The 24,686-nt window shown below is 33.4% G+C and carries 22 protein-coding genes; 7 read left to right on the plus strand and 15 right to left on the minus strand.

Features of this window, described 5'->3' with window-relative positions; genetic code table 11:
• Position 1 precedes the first annotated feature (1 nt).
• The 5 genes from HQN85_RS08685 to HQN85_RS08705 all read right to left on the minus strand — a co-directional run bounded on the left by HQN85_RS08685 (position 2) and on the right by HQN85_RS08705 (position 5,774).
• Positions 2 to 634 carry a hypothetical protein gene (locus tag HQN85_RS08685; protein WP_173271275.1) on the minus strand — a complete coding sequence of 211 codons (633 nt, stop codon included), beginning with the start codon at positions 632 to 634 and terminating at the stop codon, positions 2 to 4.
• A gap of 212 nt (positions 635 to 846) precedes the next feature.
• Entirely contained in the window at positions 847 to 1,383 is a 537-nt protein-coding gene (locus HQN85_RS08690) for a hypothetical protein (protein WP_173271277.1), read from the minus strand.
• A gap of 227 nt (positions 1,384 to 1,610) precedes the next feature.
• Positions 1,611 to 2,381: a hypothetical protein gene (locus HQN85_RS08695; RefSeq protein WP_216847254.1), complete on the minus strand. Its 771-nt coding sequence runs from the start codon at positions 2,379 to 2,381 to the stop codon at positions 1,611 to 1,613.
• Positions 2,382 to 3,081: 700 nt separating this feature from the next.
• On the minus strand, positions 3,082 to 3,816 hold the full coding sequence (locus HQN85_RS08700) for a DUF4197 domain-containing protein (RefSeq protein WP_173271281.1): 735 nt from the start codon (positions 3,814 to 3,816) through the stop codon (positions 3,082 to 3,084).
• Positions 3,817 to 3,869: 53 nt separating this feature from the next.
• Positions 3,870 to 5,774, minus strand: a complete 1,905-nt coding sequence (locus tag HQN85_RS08705; protein ID WP_173271283.1) for a vWA domain-containing protein — start codon at positions 5,772 to 5,774, stop codon at positions 3,870 to 3,872.
• A gap of 100 nt (positions 5,775 to 5,874) precedes the next feature.
• Between HQN85_RS08705 and HQN85_RS08710 the strand changes: the two genes are divergently transcribed.
• From HQN85_RS08710 to HQN85_RS08720, 3 genes are read left to right on the plus strand one after another with little or no spacing between them, the layout of a single operon-like run.
• Complete coding sequence (locus HQN85_RS08710) at positions 5,875 to 6,453, plus strand: RNA polymerase sigma factor (RefSeq protein ID WP_173271285.1); 579 nt, start codon at positions 5,875 to 5,877, stop codon at positions 6,451 to 6,453.
• Complete coding sequence (locus tag HQN85_RS15880) at positions 6,443 to 7,699, plus strand: carboxypeptidase-like regulatory domain-containing protein (protein ID WP_173271287.1); 1,257 nt, start codon at positions 6,443 to 6,445, stop codon at positions 7,697 to 7,699. Before HQN85_RS08710 ends, HQN85_RS15880 begins: the two co-directional genes overlap by 11 nt.
• Positions 7,700 to 7,721: 22 nt before the next feature.
• Complete coding sequence (locus HQN85_RS08720) at positions 7,722 to 8,336, plus strand: FMN-binding negative transcriptional regulator (protein ID WP_173271289.1); 615 nt, start codon at positions 7,722 to 7,724, stop codon at positions 8,334 to 8,336.
• Here the strand turns inward: HQN85_RS08720 and HQN85_RS08725 are convergent.
• The 8 genes from HQN85_RS08725 to HQN85_RS08760 all read right to left on the minus strand — a co-directional run bounded on the left by HQN85_RS08725 (position 8,333) and on the right by HQN85_RS08760 (position 15,778).
• The gene (locus tag HQN85_RS08725) at positions 8,333 to 9,634 is read right to left on the minus strand and encodes an inorganic phosphate transporter (RefSeq protein ID WP_173271291.1); all 1,302 of its coding nucleotides are present in this window, start codon (positions 9,632 to 9,634) and stop codon (positions 8,333 to 8,335) included. The genes HQN85_RS08720 and HQN85_RS08725 overlap by 4 nt on opposite strands.
• Before the next feature lie 3 nt (positions 9,635 to 9,637).
• On the minus strand, positions 9,638 to 10,279 hold the full coding sequence (locus HQN85_RS08730) for a DUF47 domain-containing protein (RefSeq protein WP_173271293.1): 642 nt from the start codon (positions 10,277 to 10,279) through the stop codon (positions 9,638 to 9,640).
• A 75-nt stretch (positions 10,280 to 10,354) separates the two neighbouring features.
• Positions 10,355 to 11,380 (minus strand): sensor histidine kinase, encoded by a 1,026-nt coding sequence (locus tag HQN85_RS08735; protein WP_173271295.1) that lies wholly within the window; start codon positions 11,378 to 11,380, stop codon positions 10,355 to 10,357.
• A gap of 54 nt (positions 11,381 to 11,434) precedes the next feature.
• Entirely contained in the window at positions 11,435 to 12,193 is a 759-nt protein-coding gene (locus HQN85_RS08740) for a TIGR03915 family putative DNA repair protein (RefSeq protein ID WP_173271297.1), read from the minus strand.
• Positions 12,193 to 13,449 (minus strand): putative DNA modification/repair radical SAM protein, encoded by a 1,257-nt coding sequence (locus tag HQN85_RS08745; protein ID WP_173271299.1) that lies wholly within the window; start codon positions 13,447 to 13,449, stop codon positions 12,193 to 12,195. The genes HQN85_RS08740 and HQN85_RS08745 overlap by 1 nt, the downstream gene beginning before the upstream one ends.
• 88 nt (positions 13,450 to 13,537) lie before the next feature.
• Positions 13,538 to 14,185, minus strand: a complete 648-nt coding sequence (locus HQN85_RS08750; protein WP_173271301.1) for an HD domain-containing protein — start codon at positions 14,183 to 14,185, stop codon at positions 13,538 to 13,540.
• 64 nt (positions 14,186 to 14,249) lie between these two features.
• Positions 14,250 to 14,507 (minus strand): helix-turn-helix domain-containing protein, encoded by a 258-nt coding sequence (locus HQN85_RS08755; RefSeq protein ID WP_173271303.1) that lies wholly within the window; start codon positions 14,505 to 14,507, stop codon positions 14,250 to 14,252.
• Positions 14,508 to 14,584: 77 nt separating this feature from the next.
• Complete coding sequence (locus HQN85_RS08760) at positions 14,585 to 15,778, minus strand: THUMP domain-containing class I SAM-dependent RNA methyltransferase (RefSeq protein WP_173272556.1); 1,194 nt, start codon at positions 15,776 to 15,778, stop codon at positions 14,585 to 14,587.
• Between the two features lie 181 nt (positions 15,779 to 15,959).
• Here HQN85_RS08760 and HQN85_RS08765 point away from each other — a divergent pair, with 181 nt between their 5' ends.
• From HQN85_RS08765 to HQN85_RS08775, 3 genes are all read left to right on the plus strand, one after another.
• Positions 15,960 to 16,328: a DUF3127 domain-containing protein gene (locus HQN85_RS08765; protein WP_173271305.1), complete on the plus strand. Its 369-nt coding sequence runs from the start codon at positions 15,960 to 15,962 to the stop codon at positions 16,326 to 16,328.
• Positions 16,329 to 16,475: 147 nt separating this feature from the next.
• Positions 16,476 to 18,317: a sensor histidine kinase gene (locus tag HQN85_RS08770; RefSeq protein WP_173271307.1), complete on the plus strand. Its 1,842-nt coding sequence runs from the start codon at positions 16,476 to 16,478 to the stop codon at positions 18,315 to 18,317.
• Positions 18,318 to 18,323: 6 nt separating this feature from the next.
• Positions 18,324 to 19,019: a response regulator transcription factor gene (locus HQN85_RS08775; RefSeq protein ID WP_173271309.1), complete on the plus strand. Its 696-nt coding sequence runs from the start codon at positions 18,324 to 18,326 to the stop codon at positions 19,017 to 19,019.
• A gap of 97 nt (positions 19,020 to 19,116) precedes the next feature.
• On the opposite strand, the gene HQN85_RS08780 is transcribed toward HQN85_RS08775, so the two are convergent.
• Positions 19,117 to 19,902, minus strand: a complete 786-nt coding sequence (locus tag HQN85_RS08780; RefSeq protein WP_173271311.1) for a GLPGLI family protein — start codon at positions 19,900 to 19,902, stop codon at positions 19,117 to 19,119.
• A gap of 4 nt (positions 19,903 to 19,906) precedes the next feature.
• On the minus strand, positions 19,907 to 22,720 hold the full coding sequence (locus tag HQN85_RS08785; protein ID WP_173271313.1) for an outer membrane beta-barrel protein: 2,814 nt from the start codon (positions 22,718 to 22,720) through the stop codon (positions 19,907 to 19,909).
• 142 nt (positions 22,721 to 22,862) lie between these two features.
• Here HQN85_RS08785 and HQN85_RS08790 point away from each other — a divergent pair, with 142 nt between their 5' ends.
• Positions 22,863 to 24,683 (plus strand): DUF4153 domain-containing protein, encoded by a 1,821-nt coding sequence (locus HQN85_RS08790; RefSeq protein WP_173271315.1) that lies wholly within the window; start codon positions 22,863 to 22,865, stop codon positions 24,681 to 24,683.
• Positions 24,684 to 24,686 lie beyond the last annotated feature (3 nt).

The raw sequence follows: 24,686 nt of genomic DNA on the forward strand, positions 1-24,686 counted from the left end.
ATTAAAAATTGGTAAAAGGGCCAATAAATTTTGTGTGTACTCTATTAACGTATGGTTTAGTATTAGATAATCCAGTATTTGCATATGTGTATCTTACTAATGCATTATAATTCCATTCAAGTGTGGCTGTTATTTCTAATGGGTTATGTATAGTAACCCATTTACCTGTTGTAGTTGGCTGAACATTTCTTGTAACCTGTCCTTTTTGTGGATGATTGTAGACTTCATTAGCCGGATATCCAACAATGTCAGTCATTGTAATCCAGAGAATTTTACGAGATATAAACATACGTTGCCCAGTCCAGGTAGCCTCGAACTTTATTAATGTTGGCAACGCTGTTGAAGAACTTGAAGCATTCCCATCAGGTACATCCCCAACAGGTATGGTATAATCATCTTCATCATATTCAGTTTCATAAAACTCTACCTTTCCACCAATATTTATTGAATAATCTTCATCTGAGGGATTGTTTCCACCACCACCATCTCCACCTCCAGTAGTGGAACAAGTTCTATTAAGATAAGTCCAAACTTCACCAATCTTGTTTCCATTGCCATCATAAATAGGTTCAATCCAATACCAATCGGTACAGGTAGGCATCAATAAAAAAGTAAAATAATTTAAGTACCTCATAATTAATATCCAAATCGAGATAGTAGCCAAACTCTGCTCCTTGCTGTAACAGGGCTAGAAGTTTTGATAATAATTGGCCTATTATTTTGAGTTATTGTCCTCTTTTCTTTAACAGATAATTCCATTTGAGTATATTCACTAGCACTCAAGTCGCTTGCAAACAATTTGTTATGTCCGATAGAAATTTATTCACAAATCCACAATTGTCTTAATTATTTCAAATTTTTTCTTTGGTGTTCGAATTTTTCAAAAAGTTTGATAAATGATTTTTTGTTATTTATTTCTACGCGTCTAATTTCATCTGTTATATCGGTTCTTTTGACAAATTTTTGGGCAGAATAATAATTTTTGACTTGAAGAAATTGAACAAATCTAGTTTTATACAATTTACTATTTTTTTGTCTATCTAATAATTTTGAAAAGGAGAAGTCCAAATCTTTCATCCCTTTATCAAAACTCCTGTAGATTGTGTCGGTACCATTTTTAGTATTATCTAAAAATACTTCCAAGGTCTTATCTTTTGTTTTAATGATTTTATATGGTATTCCTAAATCCACACTAAATATTTTTAGATTTATACTATCAATATTTATTAATTCTAGTAACGAGTCTAACTTAAAATTTGAACCATTTAATGAATTTAGTGAGTCATAACGAAGACCTTCTTTATCTTTATTCTTAATTACAAAGTAATTATAGGTAGTATCATTGCTTGGGGTAAATTCATTTAAGATGGTATCTCCTTTCATTGAACTCTTCTTAAGTATGTAAGATGTAGAAGGGACGCCATATAGTCTGTAGTTCTTATAAAACCCTATAATTAAGGTAGTCATGCTAATTTCAGTTGTTCCATCTGAAATATAGTCTTTGAATTCTGAATTATATCTAATAACCTTTAATGAAGAAATATCACTTCCATCGTTGCAGGAATAGATTAGAATAAAAATGAAAATGAGTGTCAGGATTTTAATCATAATTAATATCCTATGAGCTCATAAATCCCCCAAGCCCTAGCGGCATTTATATCGGGAGAATAGCGTGTCCGTAAAATTCCCTTCCAATAATAAGTACGCTTATCCTTAAAGTTTAATTTCATTTTCGCCCAAGCTGAATTCATTGTGGTTTCTCCTTGTGACCAATTTAAAATAGGGCTTATTCCTTGTCCCTCAATTGATCCTTCTGGAGACATACTTGTATGGGTTATATCTGCAACTAACCACTGCGTTCCCATGATAGGAGGCTCTATTTTTACCTTTTCATAGCTTTTAAATCTCAAATTTTTGCCATTAACCTTATAACAATACCAAGATACATTAACTATCTTCTGTTCACTTGAACTCTCTTCTATTGTTGCGCCTATCGGCGTATCATCAGCTTCCCCAAATTCAACGATCGGTTCTGGTTCGTTTTCACTACCACTTCCACCATCTCCACCTCCAGTAGTGGAGCAAGTTCTATTAAGATAGGTCCAAACTTCACCTATAATATTCCCATTGCCATCATAGATAGGCTCAACCCAATACCAATCTGTACAGGTAGGCTCATCACTCATACCGCCACCTCCTTCGTCCGACATCACTTTTCCATTGATTTTTAGTGTTGCGGTTTTCGCTGGAGAAGACACATTGTTCAGACCCTTAAACAGTTGGTTGATTTCTGCAACTGATCGTTGCTCTTTGAAATAGCCTTTTTGCGCATTATAGACCATTTGTGCTTTGTAGTCTCCACTACTTTTACTGATGAGCATTAAATAGCTCCCTTTGACCTCTCCACTGGCTGATTTAATAGTGACTGGAGCACCTAGAACTTGTATGCCGTCATCTAGCGTAAAGGTTTTGGCTTCGGCCCAATTTACTTCACGCTTAACATGTAATACTTCGTTTTTACTTGACCTTAAAGTGTAGGTAGCTTCTTCCTTGGTTTTTAAATACCATTCTTTGGCGTCGTCTATTGGATTTTCAATGGATGTGTCTTTTTTACATGATAGTGCAAAAATGTTAAAAAAGATACTATTAAAAGTATCCTTGATAAGTTTAATTTTTTCATAGTTGGTAGTTTAATTTGGTTAATTATCTTATACTAAGATTAATAATTATTTCTAGAAAACCTAATACTGATGAGAAATTTGTAAGTAAATTAGCGAAATTACTGCTGTTGCCTAGGCGTTCAGGATTATTAATATCCAAGGGGGTTTAGTATTAATTGTTATATTGAACCCGCATTTATTGTTTATAGATTAAACACAAAAAAGGCTTTCTGATTTTACTCAAAAAGCCTTTTTAAAAATGTTATAAAACTTGTTTATTTATGGTGTGCCTGCCCTTCACGGATCACCCGTTCACAGGACTTTTTTATCGTTAATTAATCCTCTTTTTTGATTAAACAAGCTAGCAAGAATTTGGTTTTAATCCGATAGAAATTTATCCACAAATTCACAATTGTGTTAATTATCTTTTTGTATCAGCATAGCCAAATACTTTTTGCAATAAGCTAGTACTACGAGCACTAATGTTATCTCTAATTTTTAATTCTTCTTGCGCCACTTGAATAAACATTCCATCAATTGCTTTTTGTGCAACGTAACTAGATAAATCTGTGTTTACAGGTTTTACTAATGGTATTTTATTATAAGCTAAGGCAGCATCGCTCCAATATCTGGTGGCTCCAACTTTACTTAAACTTGTAGCAATAACAGGTCTAAATTTCTCCATCAGCTGTGCAGTAGTTACGCGTTTAAAATATTGAGTTGCGGCATCCTTATTTCCTAGCAAGATGTTGGTTGCATCAGCAATCGTCATTTGTTTAATAGCAGATAAAAAAATCGGCTTTGCTTCTTTAGCAGCATCTTCTGCAGCACGGTTAATGCTTAAAATTACGTTATCTGCCAATGAATTTAATCCCACGCTTCGTAACGTTTTTTCTACTTTTTGTGCTTCTGGAGGAAATAAGATTTTGACAGCCAAATTGCCTAAGAAACCATCTTTTGCCGACAACTGATCTGCTCCCTGCGATGTTCCAATTTCTAAAGCTTGTTTAAGACCTTGTCCAATTTCTAATGTTGTTGGCGTGCCGCCGGTTGGTATTTGCTTTAAAATGTTGCCAATATTTTGTTGGCTTTGCACATCGCAACCGCTTGAACAAACTAGTAGTAATCCAATTAAGTAAAGGTTAATTTTTTTCATCTTTTCCATAGTATATATAATTTGAAACGGAACAGATTGCAATTAACCAATATTTATTTGATGGTTTGTTCGCTACCGTTTTCTATCTCTGCAACACTAAGCAAATCCTTTGCCATTAATTGGGCAGACTTAGCTAATCTTAAAAACTCTGATCTGTATCCTTCTTTATCTTTACCCATAGCACCCTCTGCTAATGTAATTACTTGAGCAAAGCTGCTATTCTGTTTATATTCAGATTGACGAAGTAACATGCCAAATTCGGCAATAGCTGCTGCAAACCTAAAGTTTACAGTAGTACTTACACTTTGGTTATCATTGATAGATTTTTGCATGCTTTTACTTGTATTTTCATCTGGTAATTTATAGCGAAGCTTAATGGTTAGCATTTCATCACCTGTATAATTGTTTGTAGATTTTGCAGTTTTTTGATATTTCAAATCATCAACTTTGTTTGCAAATGAGCTTTTTACACCTATAGGGATAATTTCATACAAGGCGGTAACTGTATGCCCAGAACCCATTTCACCAGCATCTTTTTTGTCGTCGTTAAAATCTTCATCTTTTAACATTCTGTTTTCGTAGCCAATTAATCGGTAAGCTTGCACTTTTGCCGGATTAAACTCTATTTGCAGTTTCACATCTTTTGCTACTGTAAATAAAGTTCCGCCGAACTCATTAACTAATACTTTTCTGGCTTCATTAATATTATCAATGTAAGCATAATTTCCATTGCCCTTATTGGCCAGAATTTCCATTTTACTGTCTTTATAATTTCCCATTCCGTAACCTAAAACAGTTAGAAATATCCCGCTTTTACGTTTTTCCTCAATTAAGCGTTCCATTTCATTATCGCTACTTATGCCTACATTAAAATCTCCATCAGTAGCTAAGATTATTCTGTTATTACCACCTTTTATAAAGTTTTCGCCAGCAACTTTGTAAGCCAGTTGCAAACCTGCCCCGCCAGCAGTAGAACCACCAGCGCTTAATTTATTTAAAGCGTCTTTTATGCTTGCTTTTGCATCGCCACTAGTAGAAGGTAACACTAAACCAGATTGACCAGCATAGACTACAATGGCAACTTTGTCTTTATCTCGCAGCTGATCTGTTAATAATTTAAGCGATGAAATCAATAGAGGTAATTTGTTTGCACTACTCATAGAGCCAGAAACGTCTATTAAAAACACAAGGTTAGATGCTGGAAGATTATCTGTAGCAATGGTTTTTGCTTTTAGTCCAATTTGTACTAATCTATGTTTTGGGTTCCAAGGAGCTGGTGCTAGTTCAGTTTGAATATTTATAGGGTCGTTTCCAGTTGGTTGAGCATAATTGTAATCGAAATAATTTATCATTTCTTCAATGCGAACAGCATCTTTGGGTGGCAAAGTTCCATTATTAATAAATCGACGAACATTACTATATGATGCTGCATCCACGTCGATAGAAAAAGTAGAGAGTGCATCTTTCAAAGGGTTCTTAAATCCATTTTCTGTTATTCCTGCATAACTTTCTGTATCGAAATTAGGGGCACTCATTATTTGAACTCCTGCAACTCTACTCTGTAAACTATATGCCTGTTGCTTTGCCTTCGAAGCTTTATTGTAAGCAACTTCTTGTTGAGCTTGTGCTGCGCCAACCATAACAACTTCATTTAATGTTTTGGTATCAGCTTTAAGTTTAATTGTTAAATTATTGCTTTTCCCTAATTTGAGCGTTTGCGTTTCGAAACCAATAGATGAAACCACTACTTTTGTGTCAGTTTCGGGGATATTTATAGAAAATTTACCCACTTTATCTGTACTTGCCGTTGTATTACTAGGCAAGCTCTTTAGGTATACTCCAAGAATTGGAAGGTTATCATCATTGCTAATTACTACTCCAGTAATTGTTCTAATTGTAGCAGCTTTAAATCCTACTAGGATAAGAAGTGCTAAAATGGGTAATATAAATTTTTTCATGAGTTTTGGTTTTAATAGGAGATGTAATGTTTATCAGATTTCCATATTCTTATCGGAAAATATTTTTTATACTTGAACAACATTTAGCCGAATACCCGATTTGAAGTTTATAAAAAATACCGCTAAGATTAATGAACAAGATGATTCTGCGCTCATTACCGCTTATAAGAAAAGTGGCGATTTAGCGGTATTGGGTACCCTTTACAACAAATACATGCATTTGGTTTTTGGTGTTTGCTATAATTATTTTAAAGATGAGGAGCAAAGTAAGGATGCGGTAATGCAGATATTCGAAGAGTTGGTTACAAAGTTAAAAATGCATGAAGTGCAGAACTTTAAAAGTTGGCTGCATGTATTGTCTCGTAATCATTGTTTAATGGCCTTGCGTAAATCTGCAAAAAACCCAATGGTTGCAATGGAAGATAATTTTGTGGAAAATGGTGATTTTGTGCATCTTGATATCGACAACGCAAAAGAAACGCAGTTGACTGTGATGGAAAAGTGCATGGAAACCTTACCTGAAGAGCAGCGGAAAAGTGTAGATTTGTTTTATTTACAAGAGAAGTGTTATAAGGAAGTTGCCGAAATAACAGGCTACGATATGCTTAAAGTGAAGAGTTATATCCAGAATGGGAAGAGAAATTTGAAAATTTGTATAGAAAAAAACAGTGAGCTATAACGAGTGGTTAGATAATGATGTGTTAGAAGATTACCTAGATGGTAAACTTGATGCTAAAACTATGTATAAGGTAGAGCGACTTTCGCTTGAAGATCCTTTTGTGGCTGAAGCATTGGCAGGATTAAGTGAATCGCCGAGGCGTAACCAATCTTTATCGTTATTACAAAAACAACTACAAGAACGTATTGCACAAAAACCTATTGAGAAAAAACGCTGGACGATTACTTCGCAACGTTTGAGCATAGGTGCTGCAGCTGCTGTATTATTTGTTACTGCAAGTGTTTTATTTTGGATGAAAGAAAGCTCTCAGCCTAAGATAAATAGCAACGCTCCAAAAAATGTGCAAATAAAAGTAGCGCCAGAAGTACCAAGTAAAGCAGTTGAACCAACTCCATTACCAAATCTGGAAGCAGATAAAGCTGTTGTTGTTGCCAAAGTAAATTCTAAAACAAAAAATAATATTCCAGCAATTGCTACAAAACCAAGTGTTACAGTAGCGTCAGCGGCACCACAACAGCCTATTTTATCTGATGAGGTTGCGCAAGCAGAAGCTAGACAAGAAAGTATAGCTAAAGTTATGGCTGCCGAGAAAAGGGAACAAGAAAGTAAAGCGATTGTTGCTTCTTCTTTAGCTAGTAAAGTTGCTGGAGTACAAATTAATGCTGCAAGTAGTAAATCAATTAATGGTAGAGTAGTTTCACTAGAAGATGGGTTGCCCATTCCTGGAGCAGCTGTTAAATTAACTAATGGCAATGCAAGTACAACTACAGATGTTAATGGAGAATTTACACTTTCAGTAGATAGTGGTGTTCATAACCAGAAGCTGGATATTCGTTATATTGGGTACAATAGTAAGAATGTATCGGCAAGCGTAAATCAAAATCTTGTTGTAGCATTGGAACCAGATACTAAGAGTTTAAGTGAAGTTGTGGTTACAAGATCTAATCCTACAAAAGCTAAAAGATCATCCGTTAATTCCATAAAAGTAACACCGCAACCTGAGGGTGGATGGGATAATTTTGAGCTATTCCTTAAAAATAATAACAGATTATTTAAAGGAGAAGTATCCACTAAATCGGTAACACTTAGTTTTGAAATTTTAAATGAACGGCCTAGTCAAATTAAAATTGTTAAAGGTTTAACTAAAGCAGAAAATGAAGAAGCTATTCGTTTAGTAAGTGCTGGTCCAAATTGGGTAATACCTGCAAACTCATCAACCAAAATGCAATTGGTGATTAAATTTTAATTTCTTATTTCAACTCTACAAGATGTACAAAGTTCCTTATTTTGAAGAAAAGGATGCTGATAAAGTATTAGCTTTCATGCAAGCGCATTCTTTTATTACATTAATTGGTTATGATAATGTTTATCCTGTTGCTACGCAAATTCCAGTTCATATTTATAAAGATGAGCAAGGTATTCGTCTAGTTGGTCATATTATGAAAAAAACAGATCATTATGAAGCGTACGCCAAAAATGAAAATGTATTAGCACTTTTTACTGGTGCACATACTTATATAAGTGCTTCGGTTTATGAAAATCCGGCTGTTGCCTCTACTTGGAATTATATTTCGGTGCAAGCTAAAGGCAAGATTAGGTTAATGGACAAAGATGAAACTAGAAAGGTAATCGAAAATTTAACAAATAGTTACGAAAATCCCTCAACAAGCCCGGCTGCTTTTCATAAAATGGATGAAGAGTATATCGAAAGAAACTTAAAAGCGATTAGTGGTTTTGAAATACTAGTTGAGGAAATTAACAGCTTATTTAAATTAAGCCAAAATCATTCAGCAGTAAATCAGGCAAAAATTATCGAGCATTTATCGGAGAGCAACGATCAAAACGCGATTATAGTTGCTCAACAAATGAAAGCAAATTGTTAGTGGATAAAGGCGCTTAACAAATAATAAATTAAAGCTGCTAAAATTGCAGATACTGGAATAGTTAATACCCAAGCCCAAATCAGCTTTACTGTCACACCCCATTTTACAGCAGAAACACCTTTTGTTAAACCAGAGCCAATAATAGAACCTGTAATCGTGTGTGTTGTACTTACTGGAATTTTTAAATGTTCTGTAAAATATAATGTTAATGCACCAGCAGTTTCTGCAGTTACACCTTCAAATGGAGTTACTTTAGTGATTTTAGAACCCATCGTTTTTACGATCTTCCAACCCCCACTTAACGTTCCAGCTGCAATTGCGCTGTAACAAGCTAAAGGAATCCAGCTTGGCATATGACCTGCAATTTCTTCTCCGTTTGCTGCTTTTGATGGCAAGGCTACGTGTAACCATGTTGGCAAAGCTTCCATAGCAACACCACTGGTATGAATATAAACCACGACTGCTGCGGCGATAATACCCATTACTTTTTGAGAATCGTTACCACCATGTCCTAAACTAAATGATGCAGATGAAAGTAATTGCATCTTTCTTAACCAAGCAGTAGATTGAGTTTGATTTAAACTGCTAAATATTAAACAAAAGAAGCTAATAGAGAATACAATGAATAAGACCAATAGCCACTTAATGTTATGTGGTTCAAGTACTACACTCAGAAAGTGAGAATCAAATCTTGGATGTTTAATTTCTCCATAAAATAACATTTGGCTATAAATATACCATGCAGTTAACGCCATTAATGTTAATGTGAAAACCTTAGGCCAAACACTTTTTTTAGAAGAATGTAAGAGCCAAATGGATATAAAATAGGAGATAATAGCGCCAATAAATGGTGCAATAACTATAAATAGAATAATAATCAGAACTCCTGTCGGCATTTCACCTGCTTTACCTTCTTTGTACCAGTTTACAGCACTAAAGCCTGCATGAGCTATTGCCGCTCCAGCAAAACCCCCAATTAAGGTGTGTGATGAACTTGATGGAATACCAAACCACCAAGTGAATAAATTCCAAATAATTGCAGCAATAACACCAGCCAAAATAACAACCAAGTTAATTTCCATGGTGTTAGCTGTTTTTGCAACGGTATCTGCTACACCAAAACCAAAAACCCAATAGGCTAAAAAGTTAAAAAATGCGGCCCAAACTACAGCCTGAAAAGGAGTTAATACCTTTGTAGCTACAATGGTTGCAATTGCATTTGCAGCATCATGAAAACCATTAATATAGTCGAAAATTAAGGCTAAAGCGATGATAACAAAAAGGAGGGTTAAAGTCATGTTTTAAGCGTTTTTAACCAAAATAGATTCCAATACATTCGCTGCGTCTTCACATTTATCGGTAGCGATTTCCAATGTTTGTAAAATCTCTTTTTGTTTAATCAATTCTATTGCATTAGTTTCAAATTCGAATAAGCGGGCAATTGCTAAATTACACACATAATCTGCCTGATTTTCGGCACTATTAATTCTAACGCAAGCATCGGCAATAACGCGAATATTTTTAAAACTTCTTAATTCTTTAATCGCTTTTTCAAGGTCACCACACATTTCTACTAAAAGCTCGGCTAGTTTTACCATTGCATCGCCAATATTGGTTACATTATATAGCTCAATATTTCCTGCAGAAGCATGGATATAATCTGCGATGTCATCAATTGCACTTGCTAAAGAGTGAATATCTTCTCTATCAAACGGAGTGATAAAGTTTTTACTCAACTCGATAAAAATAGTGTGGGTAATATCATCACCAACATGCTCAAGTCGTTCAACTTCTTTAATTGCTTCTTTTCTTTTCTCTAAATCGTTAGTAGTTACCACAATTAAAAGCGCTTCAGCAATTTTCAAAACGTTTGCTCCTGCTTGCTCAAAAAGAGGCTGAAATTTTTTGTCTTTAGGTGTAAAGAAGCTAAAAATACTATTCATGTTAAATTAAATATGGTGCAAAGCTAAAGGTACAATGTTAAGTTAATGTTAAGTCGTTTAACTATTTTAATAAAACTAATTGCTTTTTTGTAAAGTGAAGGCAAAGGTTGTTCCTATGTTTGGTGTACTTCTGACAGAAATAGTTTGTTCGTGCGCCTCTAAAATATGCTTTACAATAGCTAATCCTAATCCTGTGCCACCTTCTTTACGAGAACGATGCGAATCAATTCTATAAAAACGTTCAAATAAACGTGTTAAGTGTTTTTCTTCAATTCCAATACCATCATCAGTTACTTCAATTAAAAATTGGTCATGCAATTCAAAGATTTTAATCGCTGTAGATCCATTTTCATTACCATATTTAATAGAATTTTGGATGAGATTAATCATCACTTGTCTTATTTTCTCTTTATCAGCATTAACCAAAGTTGGTGCAGTGTATTTATCTTTAAAAGAAAGCTTAATCTTATGCGTTAATGCTCTGTCTTCCAGGCTATCCATTACTTCTTTGGCTAAAGCAACGAAATCAAATTTTTCATAATTAATGGGGATTTCACCGGTTTCAAGTTTAGAAATGGAATCTAAATCATTAATTAAATAGCTTAATCGTTCTACATTATTTTCTGCTTTTTTAAGAAACTTCATTGCCATTTCCGGATCATCAGTTATGCAATCTTGTAAAGTTTCTATATATCCTTGGATAGCAAAAAGAGGGGTTTTAAACTCGTGAGATACATTTGATAAGAATTCTCTTCTAAATTGTTCTTGTTTTTTTAAGAGGTCAATTTCTCGTTTTTTTGCACCAGCCCATTCTTTCACCTCTTGCTCAACATCGTTAATTGGATCTGAACTTTTATACTCACCAATCGCTTCTTTTAAGTCTTTGCCTAATTTTAAATTATGAATGAGCTTGTAAATGAGCTTAATTTTAGTGTAAATATATTTTTCTAAAAGATAATAGAACACTAAAAAACTGGTAACAAATGAAATTCCAAAGGAAATTAACAAATAATACCAGCTGCCTTGAAAATGAAAATTAACTAAACCGATAGAAAGCCCAACTGCTAAAGCAGTAATTAAAACAAGTACACTTAACTTCATACAGCTAATTTACAGTTTATATGTTAAGTAATTGTTAGCTCATAGGAAATCGATTTATATCTGCTTTTCGGTTAAATACTTCCAATATCTTTTAGGTACATGTTGTACGTGTAGTTTTGTGTTTTTTCTAGATTCAATATTTGTACTCTTAAAATAGTCTTTCCATAAATTTGCGTACAAAATTTCTTTTTCATCTAATTGATTGGATTTTGGATTTTTAAAAGCTTGAGAATTGATATTCATTGTCATTTCTTCTACTTTATTCAAATCATAAAACAAACCATAATGTCTTTTTAAATCATAAATTATCCATTGTTGATCGGCATAGCGATTTTTAAAATGATTAGCAATTAAGGGTAAAACGTTAAAATCAGGGTCTATACCGCAATAAAAAACGCCATCGGAGGTGTGTTGAAATCTAATAAAAGACTCCATTCTATGTTTTTCTCTTTCTACGCTTCTTGCTGTTTTTGAGACTTTTAAAACAAATTCATTTCCGTAATTTTTTTCAGCACCAGCTGGATTTAGAAAAATATAAGTCGCAAAATGAAAGAGTGCATCAAAAACTTCTGGGAGTTCTGATAGATATGCACAATAGAATTTACGTAGCCATTCTCTACTCAATTTTTTCTGTAATCCATTCCAAACCCGATCTGCTTTTGCTCTATTAGTTTCAACTAAAAAGGTTTCAAAGAAAATACCAGGTTGATGAGTTTTTTCAGTTCCTAAATTTACGAATCCTGGTTTGCGCTCAAACCATTCAAAAACAGCTGTGAGCAATCCTTCTAAGCTTCCATCGAAAATATAAATCATTAAAATAGAATGAGTTGATTAGTGTCTGTTTTTAAATATTTACTCTGACTTTCTGCTAGTATAAAAGCTTTAATTTGTGTAGCCTGGAAATCTTTTAATTGAAACGAGGTATCAGCGCATTTTATAAAATGTTTTGCTCTACTATAAGCTACACCAATATTCTTTAGTTGATAAATGTGCAGTTTTCCAAACTTACGGGTTTGCACTATTTTATTTGCTGAGGTTACGCCAATTCCAGGAATGCGCAAAATCATTCGATAGTCAGCGGTATTAATATCGACAGGGAAATGCTGTAAATTTCTTAATGCCCAGCTCAATTTAGGGTCAATATCAATATCTAAATGCGGATTGGCATCGTTTAAAATCTCATGAACTTTAAACCCGTAAAAACGCATTAGCCAATCTGTTTGATATAACCTGTTTTCTCGGAGTAAAGGCGGTTGCGTGCCTAATATCGGCATTCTAGTATCATTACTAATTGGAATATAGCCTGAGTAATATACTCGCCTCAAAGCGAAATTTTTATAAAATGAATCGGCAGTATACATGATCTCTTTATCAGTTTCTGCTGTTGCGCCAACTACCATTTGTGTGCTTTGACCTGCGGGAACAAACTTCGGAACACTTTTAATCAGTTTTTTTTCATCCTTAAATTGAACAATTTGTTTCTGAACAAAGTCTAATGGCTTAATAACATCTTGGTGACTTTTTTCTGGAGCAAGCAATTTTAAGCCGGTTTCAGTGGGCATTTCTAAGTTGATACTCATTCTATCTGCATAGAGCCCAGCTTCTTTAATTAATTCGTCGCTTGCGCCAGGTATGGTTTTAAGGTGGATGTAGCCATTGTAATTTTGCTCTAATCGAAGCTTTTTCACTACTCTTAAAAGGCGTTCCATGGTAAAATCTGCATTTTTAAAGATCCCAGAACTTAAAAATAAACCTTCAATAAAATTGCGACGATAGAAGTTCATTGTCAATTCTACCACTTCATCTACAGTGAAAGCAGCCCGTTCTATATCGTTACTTTTTCTAGATACGCAATAAGCGCAATCGAAAATACAATGATTGGTTAGGAGAATTTTTAAAAGGGAAACACAACGGCCATCTTCTGTATAGGTATGGCAAATACCAGAGTGATGACCATTGCCAACACCTTTATTGGTGTTTTTTCTGTCGCTACCGCTAGATGAACAAGAAACATCATATTTAGCGGCATCAGCAAGAATATTTAATTTTTCTCCTAATCGTTCTGACATGAGCTTTGTATTTACTAACAAAAATAGTAAATGCAGCTAAAAATATTAGCTTTTTAGAAATAAATCAAAGCGCTTTTAAGAGTGAAGATCATTTACGGCCTTCCCACTCTGAGTAAAATTGATCTAAATACGTAAGCATAAAGTCATGACGTTGTGACGCCATAGCTTTTCCTGTTTGCGTTTTCATCAAATCTTTAAGTAAAAGTAATTTCTCGTAGAAATGATTTAGGGTTGGAGCAGTTGTGTTTTTATATTCTTCCTTGCTCATAGAAAGATTTGGTTTAATTTCAGGATTATATAAAACCCTATTTTTATAACCTCCATAAGTAAAAGCTCTAGCAATACCGATAGCGCCAATCGCATCTAAACGATCTGCATCTTGTACAATGTCTAATTCTTTAGATTTAAAAGAAATCTCTCCCAAGCTTGCTTTGTACGATAAGTTTCTGATAATTTCTTGCGCATGGTGTACGATTTCATTATCTAAACCAATACTTTTTAGAAAATCACCTGCTTTTTGAGGACCAATTTCTTCGTCGCCGTTGTTAAACTTACTATCTGCGATATCATGTAATAGAGCTGCTAAAGCAACAATCAGTTCATCACCTTTTTCGGTTGCATTAATGGTTTGTGCAGTTTTGTAAACTCGCTCAATATGAAACCAATCGTGGCCAGTTTCTGCATTAGTTAATGTAATTTTAACAAAGTTGATGGTTTGTTCAATGATCTGCTGCATAAAGAAAAATTATGCCGCAAGGTATTCTGAATTTAATTGAAAACCACTCTATGTTGAAAAATTGCTACGCAAAAGGGCTAAGTTTTTTAAATTTATCCTGATCAAAATATAAGAGCTGAGTTACTTCTACCTCCAAAATTAAGGCAATGTGAAAAAGCCTATCTAAAGTTATTTTAGTATAGCCCAATTCAATTTTACTATACGCATTTTGCGATATTTCTAACTTTGCAGCTAAATAATCTTGCGTATAATTTCGAAATTCTCTTACTTTTCTAATATTACCCGCCACAGCTTGCATTTCTGCTTTTACCTTGTCTTTCATCTAATTAGTATAGGTTGATACTTACATAAACGAAAAAGTGGTAGGAAGAGTTTTAATAAATTTTTTCGGAACGAGATCTAGTTTAATTTTGCTTTTGGTCTCTCGTCTTCTGGTCGTCTTGTGCCATCGTACAATTCGTATTCTAGCATACGGCAATCTAGCTTTCCATTATAGAATTCTATTTTTTTATCAGCTTTAAGACCAATTTTCTTCGCTAGGTCTGGATTTCCTGTAAAGATGTATCCAAAATATCCTTTGCAATTCTTTTTCATGAAATCGCCAATGCGCTTATAAGTTAGTTCTAGTTTGCTATGTACGCCCAAACGCTCGCCATATTCTGGATTAAAAACTACCACCCCTTTACCGCCTTCTGGAACTGGAGTTTCTTCAAAATCACAAACTTCAAAAGTAATTAAAGTATCTACGCCAGCTGTTTTAGCATTTCTACGAGTTACATCAACTGCATCTTCAGAAATATCAGTAGCAATTATTTGTATGTCAATGTTTTTAATGATTTGATCTTTCAAAATTCTTCGCTCAGCAAAAAATACTTCCTCATCATATCCTAAAATATGCATAAAACCATAGTTCATTCTATATAAACCTGGTCTTCGGTTAGTTGCCAATAATGCGGCTTCAATTGCTAATGTTCCAGAACCACACATCGGATTTATAAAAGGAGATTTTTGATCCCATTGTGTTGCCATAATCGTACTGGCCGCCAAAGCCTCCAACATGGGTGCTTTTCCAGGTATTTTACGGTAACCATGTTTAGCGAGAGTTTCGCCGCTGGTGTCTATAAAAACATCAACCTCATCATCTTTCCAATATAAATGTATAACGGTTTTATTGGCGTCAGAACCTGAGTTTGGACGAATATTTTTCTTTTCCCTAAAACGATCTACAATGGCATCTTTAACTTTTAAGTTGGCAAAAAGAGGAGTGGTAATTGTCGGATTATCTACATTCGATGTTACAGAGAAATAACCAGCAAAATCAATCAATTCTTCCCATTTCATTGCAGCTAATGCTGTATACAATTCTTCGGGTGTGTTAGCTTTAAAGCTATTAATGCAATATAAAATCTGACTTGCGCATCGTAAGTTCAAATTCAATTTTATACATTCTGTTAAAGTAATATTTAACTCAACACCTGTTGGAAAAGCCCTTACAATTTCATAACCTAACTCGGTAACTTCATCTTGTAAATAAGGCGAGAGCCTTTTATTGCAGGTAATAATTACCTTACTTTTGGTTTGGAAAACTTGCATCATATTGCAAGCAAAGTTACCAATAAAAATAGACAATTAATTTTTGAACTAGATTTGTATAGTTCTGCACAAATTATCGTTATTCTATATTATTTAACTCAAAGTTGTGTGGAAAACTTGATGCAGATTTATCAATAAAATTTTAGAGATTTGGTTTGATAGTATAATTATAAGTTTTGATATGGAAATTAAAGGCAAGGTACACGAAATAGGTGCATTACAACAGGTAAGTGAGACGTTTAAAAAACGCGATTTAATTATAGAATACGCAGAAAATCCAACATATCCAGAATATATTAGATTTGAAGCTTTACAAGATAAAACGGCTTTGTTCGATACGCTAAAACCAGGTGATGAAGTAGAAGTTTCTTTCAATTTACGCGGTCGCCCGTGGACAAACAAAGAAGGAGTAACTTCATATTTTAATAGCTTAGTGGTTTGGCGTTTGACAGCTTTAACTAATACAGCGGGTGCTGCTGCGGCTCCACAATATGCTGCTCCAGTAGATATTAATACTCCAGCGGGAGAAGAAGATGATCTTCCGTTCTAAAAATCTTTTTTAAGAAAACAAGTTGTTAAGTGACCGTCCTCTAATAGAGGACGGTTTTTTTATGTTTAAGCCTTTGGTTGTTACTGTGTTAAAAAGTGTTAAAACACGGTTTTTTGGCAATTAATCATTTATTTTTGAATAGTTTAAATGAAGAAAAGAAGTCTTTGGTTAATAACAGCCCTAATGACCCTAGCATTGTTAGGTGTATTTGTAATGCAATTGTATTACATCAAGGAGTCTTACAAGCTAAATTCTAAACTTTTTGAACAAAATGTTAATCAAGCATTAAATGCTGTGGTTAATAAGATACAAAAGCAGAATGTAGCAGGACATATTGGTAGGAAGGACTCTGAGATTAGATTACAAAGAGAAAGAGATATTAAAAGACAAACCGATACTATAGTTGCATTTAAAGTAAAATTTAAAGAGAATGAAAACCTAAGAAAGTTTAAGCAAAAGCAACAAGAAATAGATTATTTAAACTTCCAGGACAGTACTATAAGGGCAACTTTTGTTAGTCCTTTAATGATTACTGAAGCCGAATATAAGATTTATTCTAATCCGAAAACCAGTATAAATAGTTTAGGTTTTGACATTGAAGACACTAAGGATGTTAATGGCAATCTGATTTCGAGAAATATTATTCCTCGTTTACCCCGACTAAGGAAAGATTTACAACAAGGTAGAATTCCCGACACCATTAGATACCTAGCATTTAGTCCGGAAAATTTATTGCCTAGATTTGTTTCCTTCCCAAGTAAAGACCCAGATTTGATAACCAAATTTAAGATTGAGGATGCAAAAGCAAATCGTAAATATCAGATGGAATTAAGTCGGTTATATGCAGACACAGTCAATATTTTTAATTTTAATAGTATTAACCTTGTTCAAGATGTTGCAAAAGAAATGCAGAACAAGGACGTCCCTTTAGAAAAGAGATTACCTTCGAAGGAGGTTCTAGATACTTTAATCACTAAAGAATTACTAGGAAAAAATATTACTATACCTTTTGATTATTGGATTACGTCGACAAGATCAAAGCGAAATATTATCTTTCAAAATATTTCTAATTCCTTTCCAACATCACCAGATAAAAATACTTATAACCATATTTTATTTAGTAATGACGTTGCTACAAAAGATGCAGGAATTCTACATCTTCGGTTTCCAAAACAGAACTCTCTAATATTTAGCAACATGTTTGTCTCTATGGCGTCATCAGCTGGATTGCTTCTGGTGCTCATTTTTATTTTCACTTATACCATTTACGCTATTATTAGACAGAAAAAACTGTCGGAAATGAAAACGGATTTTATTAATAATATGACGCATGAATTTAAAACTCCTGTTGCTACCATAATGATAGCCAGCGAAGCTTTAAAAGACCCTGAAGTTGTGGAAGATAAAAGCAGAATCGGCCGTTTGGCAAATATTATTTATGATGAAAATGTTAGACTAGGGAACCATATTGAACGTGTGTTGAGTGTGGCAAGATTAGAGAAAAAGGAAATTAAACTAGAATTTAACCCTGTCAAAATAAATGATCTAATTGCTGCTGTAATAGATAGTATGGACCTCCAGCTGCAAAAAAGAAAAGCAGTTGTTAACCTTAATCTAAATGCAACTGCAGATGTAATTATGGGCGATGAGTTGCATCTATCGAATGTAATTTACAATCTAATTGATAATGCAAATAAATATAGTATTAGCGAACCTCAGATTGAAGTAACTACTAAAAACGATGTCAAAAACTTGTATATTGAAGTAAGTGATAAAGGAATTGGAATGACAAAAGACCAAACTAAACGCATTTTCGATCAGTTTTACAGAGTCCCAACCGGCAATTTGCACGATGTAAAAGGATTTGGATTGGGCTTAAATTATGTACAGGACATTATTAACGAGATGAACGGAACAATAAAAGTACATAGTGAAAAAGATAAAGGAACTACATTTGAAGTGTGCTTGCCACTTAACCAAAGCAATTAAATAGATATGAAAAAAATCTTATTAGTAGAGGATGATCCTAATTTGGGCATGTTATTACAAGATTACCTACAGTTAAAAGGTAAGTTTGAGGTGGTTTTGTGTACAGATGGCGAAGAAGGAATAAAGGCCTTTGCTAAGCAAAATTTTGATCTATGCATTTTAGATGTAATGATGCCTAAAAAGGATGGATTTACATTGGGCAAGGAAATTAGAAAAACGAACCAACAAGTGCCCATTATTTTTGCAACTGCTAAAGCCATGATGGAAGATAAAGCCTCTGCTTATGATTTGGGTGGTGATGATTATATTACTAAACCTTTCCGTATTGAGGAGTTGCTTTTGCGAATTAATGCTTTACTAAAAAGAGCATCGGCGAAAGAAAGTACTACAAATGAACCCGTCCAAACTAATTTTGAAATAGGTCAATATACTTTTGATTATACGACACAACTTATACATTTTAATGGCCAGCAACAAAAATTATCTACCAAAGAGGCTGAACTTTTGCAATTGCTTTGCCTAAAGAAAAACACTGTTTTAACTAGGGAAGAAGCATTGTTGAGCATTTGGCATGACGACAATTACTTTAACGGCAGAAGTATGGATGTGTTCTTAAGCAAGCTCCGTAAATATTTAAAAGAAGATCCTAAGGTTGAGATTTTAAATGTACATGGTAAAGGGTATAAATTGCTTGTGAACTAGGATTTTCAGCAATAGTTGCTGAAAATAGATACTCTTTATGTAAAAAATGGCAGACTCCATCTATGAAGCCTGCCATTTATTTTGGGGTTATTTATTGTTATAATAGAAAAGCTTTAAAGGCATCTTTTGCATAATCTCCCCAATCTTTTAATGCCGCTTGTAGGGTAGCTATTAAGCCAGCATTGGTTGTCGCTTTCCCTTTTACAGGCGCTTTCAACTTATCTTCTGTTACAGATTGATCATTTACATTTGTAGCGAACCAAGTCGTGTGTTCATAAGGTAAAGCCACACCTAGAATCATTCCAGGTAAGCCAGAAAATGATTCAGGACCACCAGAAACTGGAATTTCATCCGTATAAAATGCGACAACATAAATAGAGTCCATAATTATAGCATTTGCTCTACGGCAATCGTAACCTGCAATATTTCTGGTTTCATTTGTAATTTTCCAGTTTATTTTGCGTGTACTATCCTTTACCAAATAGGTTTCTTCATATACTTTTTTCTGACTGATACTTGTACCAATAGCAGTATTTGTGAATATGGTATTGTTTTGTTGTGCTGCCGGATAATCTCCAAAATAATTGTTTTGTGCAAGTACTGCTTCCTCGGGTTTAAATAAAGTTTGATCTTTGCTAAAAGTTAAGGTGCTCTTTAAGCTTTTAAATTGAGTATTTGTTTTTTGAAATTCCTCAAACATTCTTGGATAATAAGAACTATTAGGATATTTTTTTATTTCCGCTTTTATTAGCGCATACATGTTAACACGCTTTTCAAATTCTATCACACCTTGTGTGGCAAAGCGAGCATTTTGTGCTTTAGCAGCGTTCGCTATAACTAACAATAAGCAAATAGCGATATATTGATTAATTTTTAACTTCATGATTTTATTTTTTAATGCCTGCCATTTTGCTGAAATCCCATGTTGCTGAGAACATAAAATAACGTTTAATAGTAGTGTAGCTTGTTTGAGTAATGTTATTTGCATTTGCATATCTGCTAAACCCTCTATTTTGGTTTAACAAATCATTTCCTTTAATAGACAGTTTTAAGTTTTCGCTTTTAAAGAATGACTTTACAATAGAGGAATTTAAAATCAACTGTGTAAAATCTTCATTAAAGGATTGTGTTTTACCTGTATATTCAAAATTGGCATCAGATTTTAACTGAACTTTTCCTGGTAAGAAAATAGTAAATGAGCCACTGCCATAAAAAGAGTAACCGTTATTATTTACATCTGGCTGTAACGATGATTTTTGTTGGTTGTAGCTTGGTCCTCCGTATAATTGGAAATCATATTTTTTCTCTTTCGATTTGTATAAGCTTAAATTGGCAGAATAAGAAACAGAAGTTGAAGTGTTCAATTTAGTAAGTGGTGCCCCATTAACTATGCTAGTTACGTAATTGTAATTTGTTCTACCATAAATATTTAAACTCAATCCTCCATTGATATCTAGTCCTTTAATTTTTCTATTGTAATCAATGTAAGCACTATAATTTATAGGTGTTTTGTCGGTTAAGTTTACGGCTTTAATAATTGATCTTCCATCAACATCTGTTGTAACATTATTTACAATTTGATTGTTAGTGAAACCAAATCTTCCATTCAAATAAATGCCTCGACTTGTTAATATTTTGTATGAATTGTAGTTAATACTGAAATTACTATTGTACGAAGGCTTTAAATCCGGATTGCCTTCTGGAATATTAAAGTCGTCTGTGTTTACTCTTACTGGTTGCAGTTGCTCTACAGAAGGCTGATTTGTATAGCCGTTATAGTTAAATCTTAATGATTTTTGAGCAGAGAATTTATATTGATAAGAAGCTTGAGGAATCCAGTTTAAAAAACTACGATTATATTTTGCATTGGTATAAGCTTCAAATTGATCAAATTTAACAGCGCTTAACTTTGTTCCAGCAGTAATTATTGTTTTATTCTTTTTGTAGTTAAGTACTGCTCCACCTTGATTTATATATTGATTAGCTTCAAAATCATTACTAAACTGAGTGTCTAAAACATCATATCTTCCTGGTGTAGATGTGTTAAAGGATTTCTTATCAGCTGTGCTATTATTTAAACTGAAACCATAATTTAACACTAATGCTAATGATTTTGTTACGGGTTCGTTATAAGTAAAATTGGTGCTAAAAATTGAACTTTTTGTTTCATTTGTTTTAAACTGATCGACAATTTTTGAGCTTTTTGGTGTTCCATCTGCATTAAAAACTTCATTATCCGATTTTAAGAAGCCTTCATTATTTACCTCGTTTATTTTGCCACTTACATTAACTGAATAATTTCTGCCTAATTTCTTTAATTTTTTGGTGTAAAAGGCCGACATATTGAAAGCGCTTTCATCGCCATCATTATCAACAGTTCTGGTGCTTGTATTTAAAAGGGAGTTATCTTCTCTTCTAGCTGCTGTTTGATAATCACTTTTCGTAGTGTTATTTTTTAAGGTGCCGTCTACCATAATTTTTAAGTTCGATGTAGTATCTAGCTTAATCTGGTAGGTAACATCTAATTTTTGCCTAAAAACATAATTGTCCGTTAACTGGTTTGTATTAGAATTGATAATTCCATCTATTAAATTGTTTTGATTTAAAATGTTTTTAGTCCCTTTAACCCCTAATGAGCCTATTTTATAATTTGTGTTTATTGTTTGTTTATCATCATTAAATTTAGTGTCATAATGTGCACCACCAGTTCTCGCAATAGGAATTCCCTCTCCGTAATAGCCACCACCATAAGAGTCTAAATCATCGCCGCCACTACTGATGTACATTCCTCCATCAATAAACTCTACGTTATCGCTCCCACTTGCGCCATATTTACCTCTATCTTCCCAACCCAACCCAATTTTCCCTGTGTTACTCATTATGCCATAAGCAGAGAACTTTTGCTTTGCTTTAAACTTATTAAACATAACTTGGCCTTCATAAAAATCATCGGTAGCTATGCCACCATCTACTTTTCCGAAATATCCATTCTTTTTATCTTCTTTTAGTTTAATATTTAATGTGGTGGTTTTCTGACCATCATCAACGCCAGTAAATGCTGCTTGGTCGCTCGACTTATCAAAAAGCTGAACTTTATCTACCATATCGGCTCTTAAATTCTTGGTTGCTAGAGTAGGATCATCTCCAAAAAATTCCTCTCCATCCACTAATACTTTTGAAACAGTTTTGCCTTGAGCTGTAATTTTCCCATCCTTATCAATCTGCATTCCTGGGAATTTCTTTAATAGATCTTCTACTTTATCGTTTGGCTGTATAGTATAACTCGCAGCGTTAAATTCTGTAGTATCCCCCTTAATTTTTATAGCAGCAGCTTGACCTTTAATAATCACCTCGTTTAGTAACCTAGCTTTGGTTTTCATATTGATTTGCTTAAAATCAATTTCTCTTTTTGCAGAATCTAAACTAAAAGGAATTACATAATCTGCATATTCAGGATAAGTAATCATCATTAAAAAATTTCCCTTTTTTAACGGAGTAATTGAAAATGCGCCAGTAGCAGATGCTCTAGAATATTTAACTAATATAGAATCTTTAGCATTTAATATACTAATTGTTGCATTGTGAAGTTTGCTATTATTAGCAGTATCGGCGATAACTCCTTTAACTGAGTAAGAATTTTGCGCAAAAATTGCCGTACAGAAGCATAAGGAAAGCACGAGGGCTAGACTTAACGATTTCATTTCTAAGTTTGTTTGGTAAGCCTAAGGTATAACTAAATCTTTAATACTAAAAATTTAGTTAAAGAATTTTAACATTAAATAACAATATTAAACATTTATTAAAAATTTTATATCAATTGGATTTTAACGCTTAGATTAGACTATGAAACTACCATCTTTACAAACGCTATGGCAAGGAACCAACCGAGTTTCTTCGCGATTCCCGCTGCAGTTTTTAATAGCTATTATTTCTACAGGGATATGGTGGTGTTTAACTGATTTAGATTATAAAGAACAAGAGTACACGCATAATTTAGTCACAGCTTTAGCTGTTTGTAATTTAGCTTTAACCCTTTTATTAGCAGCAGATTTATTTTGTGAGGTTCATCATTATTCAAATCTTAAAAAGTGGATAGTAAGAATCGTTGTGCTTGCAATTTCCATAACTCTATATTTTTTACTTAATCCGTGGGCTTATTTAATAGATGTGTATAGAATATTTCTATTAGCCTTTGCCTTTCATTTGTTGGTTGCCTTTACGCCTTTTATTGGTAAATCCAATCTTAATGGTTTTTGGCAATATAATAAAACACTTTTTCTTCGATTCTTAACCGCTGCCTTTTATGCTGCTGTTTTATATGCAGGTTTATCTATCGCTTTATTAGCAATTGATGGCTTATTTGATGTAGATATCAATTATCGCACTTACATGAAACTTTTGGCAGTAGTAAGTGCAGGATTTACAACAATTTTCTTTTTAGCAGGAATACCAGATAATTTTGAAGCACTAAACGAAGAACATTCTTATCCAAAAGGATTAAAGATTTTCACTCAATATGTGCTAATTCCTTTAATGACAATTTATTTAGGTATTCTTTTGGTTTATGAAGTAAAAATCATTTTTCAGTGGACTTTACCAAAAGGCCTGGTTTCTACATTAATCTTAGGTTATGCAGTATTCGGAATTTTATCATTGCTTTTAATTTATCCAATAAAAGATAGAGAAGGCAATGGGTGGATGAGACTGTTTTCTAAGTTCTTTTATTTAATGATGATTCCATTAATTGTTCTTCTATTACTTGCTATTGGTAAAAGAGTTTTTAGTTATGGAGTTACAGAATCTAGATATATTTTAATTGTTTTAGGGGTTTGGCTAACCGCAGTTACAACTTATTTCTTAATCAGCAAAAAACAAAATATTAAAGTCATTCCAATTAGCCTTTGTATTTTGGCATTGTTGGGAACTTATGGGCCACAAAGTGCATTTTCTGTTTCAAAGTATTCTCAAGTTTCTAGATTGAGAATGTTAATGAAAAGTGCAGATAAAAAGGAAATTGCAGAAAGATCAGAAGTAGTAAGGTATTTAGTAGATAGACACGGACTTACTTCCCTACAAAGTTTTACTAATGCAGATTTAAAAGATATAGAAACCAAGATTAATGCAAGAGTAAAATCTAAAGGAGTTTACGATTATGAAATAAAAAATCAAAAAATTGATACGGCATTTAAGTTATTAAAAGTTAAAGATGTAAGATATGAAGATGATAACGAACAGGTTAACTTTATTAGTAAGGAAAAAGGTGTGATATCCGTTACTGGTTATGATGCGATTTTTTCGTTTAACGAGTATGCAGATTCCTCAAAAGTATTTGATGGAACTGTTTTCAAATTGGATCAAAATCCTGAAAAGAAAAGAAGTGGCAATAACAATAGATTAACAGTTACAGTTGGTAAAGAAAATCCATTTGAATTTAATCTAAAAGCTATGGCTAATGAAGCATACAATCAGTATAAAATGGATAAACTTATAAAAGTAGATTACAACAACTACGAATATCCCTCAGAAAAAATGCAACTTATTCATCAAACCAAACGTTATACGATTAAACTTGTAGTGACAAATATGAGTGGTTATTTTGATAACGATAAAAAGGATTTCGATTGGTTTAATTTTCAAGGTTTTATATTAGTTAAAAAAAATTAGAAA

Origin of the sequence: Pedobacter boryungensis (genome assembly GCF_013204825.1) — a bacterium.
Lineage (GTDB): Bacteria > Bacteroidota > Bacteroidia > Sphingobacteriales > Sphingobacteriaceae > Pedobacter > Pedobacter boryungensis.

Bases quoted from the DNA above. Each gene is read 5' to 3' on its own strand.
- HQN85_RS08765 (WP_173271305.1), top strand. From the start codon at position 15,960: ATGGAAATTAAAGGCAAGGTACACGAAATAGGTGCATTACAACAGGTA.
- HQN85_RS08745 (WP_173271299.1), bottom strand. From the start codon at position 13,449: ATGTCAGAACGATTAGGAGAAAAATTAAATATTCTTGCTGATGCCGCT.
- HQN85_RS08760 (WP_173272556.1), bottom strand. From the start codon at position 15,778: ATGCAAGTTTTCCAAACCAAAAGTAAGGTAATTATTACCTGCAATAAA.
- HQN85_RS08700 (WP_173271281.1), bottom strand. From the start codon at position 3,816: ATGAAAAAAATTAACCTTTACTTAATTGGATTACTACTAGTTTGTTCA.
- HQN85_RS08720 (WP_173271289.1), top strand. From the start codon at position 7,722: ATGTACAAAGTTCCTTATTTTGAAGAAAAGGATGCTGATAAAGTATTA.
- HQN85_RS08770 (WP_173271307.1), top strand. From the start codon at position 16,476: ATGAAGAAAAGAAGTCTTTGGTTAATAACAGCCCTAATGACCCTAGCA.
- HQN85_RS08755 (WP_173271303.1), bottom strand. From the start codon at position 14,507: ATGAAAGACAAGGTAAAAGCAGAAATGCAAGCTGTGGCGGGTAATATT.
- HQN85_RS08775 (WP_173271309.1), top strand. From the start codon at position 18,324: ATGAAAAAAATCTTATTAGTAGAGGATGATCCTAATTTGGGCATGTTA.
- HQN85_RS08785 (WP_173271313.1), bottom strand. From the start codon at position 22,720: ATGAAATCGTTAAGTCTAGCCCTCGTGCTTTCCTTATGCTTCTGTACG.
- HQN85_RS08705 (WP_173271283.1), bottom strand. From the start codon at position 5,774: ATGAAAAAATTTATATTACCCATTTTAGCACTTCTTATCCTAGTAGGA.
- HQN85_RS08780 (WP_173271311.1), bottom strand. From the start codon at position 19,902: ATGAAGTTAAAAATTAATCAATATATCGCTATTTGCTTATTGTTAGTT.
- HQN85_RS08725 (WP_173271291.1), bottom strand. From the start codon at position 9,634: ATGACTTTAACCCTCCTTTTTGTTATCATCGCTTTAGCCTTAATTTTC.
- HQN85_RS08750 (WP_173271301.1), bottom strand. From the start codon at position 14,185: ATGCAGCAGATCATTGAACAAACCATCAACTTTGTTAAAATTACATTA.
- HQN85_RS08735 (WP_173271295.1), bottom strand. From the start codon at position 11,380: ATGAAGTTAAGTGTACTTGTTTTAATTACTGCTTTAGCAGTTGGGCTT.
- HQN85_RS08685 (WP_173271275.1), bottom strand. From the start codon at position 634: ATGAGGTACTTAAATTATTTTACTTTTTTATTGATGCCTACCTGTACC.
- HQN85_RS08690 (WP_173271277.1), bottom strand. From the start codon at position 1,383: ATGAAAGGAGATACCATCTTAAATGAATTTACCCCAAGCAATGATACT.
- HQN85_RS08740 (WP_173271297.1), bottom strand. From the start codon at position 12,193: ATGATTTATATTTTCGATGGAAGCTTAGAAGGATTGCTCACAGCTGTT.
- HQN85_RS08790 (WP_173271315.1), top strand. From the start codon at position 22,863: ATGAAACTACCATCTTTACAAACGCTATGGCAAGGAACCAACCGAGTT.
- HQN85_RS08695 (WP_216847254.1), bottom strand. From the start codon at position 2,381: ATGCTCATCAGTAAAAGTAGTGGAGACTACAAAGCACAAATGGTCTAT.
- HQN85_RS08730 (WP_173271293.1), bottom strand. From the start codon at position 10,279: ATGAATAGTATTTTTAGCTTCTTTACACCTAAAGACAAAAAATTTCAG.